This window comes from Pseudomonas sp. ICMP 8385 (assembly GCF_002699915.1).
GTDB lineage: Bacteria > Pseudomonadota > Gammaproteobacteria > Pseudomonadales > Pseudomonadaceae > Aquipseudomonas > Aquipseudomonas gessardii.
The window spans coordinates 1-209 of record NZ_LKBY01000073.1 but is presented as its reverse complement, the minus strand read 5'-3'; the positions used below and the strand labels follow the sequence as shown (position 1 = coordinate 209).

The following is a 209-nucleotide window of genomic DNA, read 5'->3' as shown; positions in this document are numbered from 1 at the left end:
CGCGACATTCTGATTCGCGATTACTAGCGATTCCGACTTCACGCAGTCGAGTTGCAGACTGCGATCCGGACTACGATCGGTTTTGTGGGATTAGCTCCCCCTCGCGGCTTGGCAACCCTCTGTACCGACCATTGTAGCACGTGTGTAGCCCAGGCCGTAAGGGCCATGATGACTTGACGTCATCCCCACCTTCCTCCGGTTTGTCACCG

1 rRNA gene is annotated in these 209 nt (G+C 56.9%); it reads right to left on the bottom strand.

Features of this window, described 5'->3' with window-relative positions:
• Nucleotides 1-209: ribosomal RNA gene (locus tag AO268_RS08065) — 16S ribosomal RNA — on the bottom strand; the annotation flags it as partial.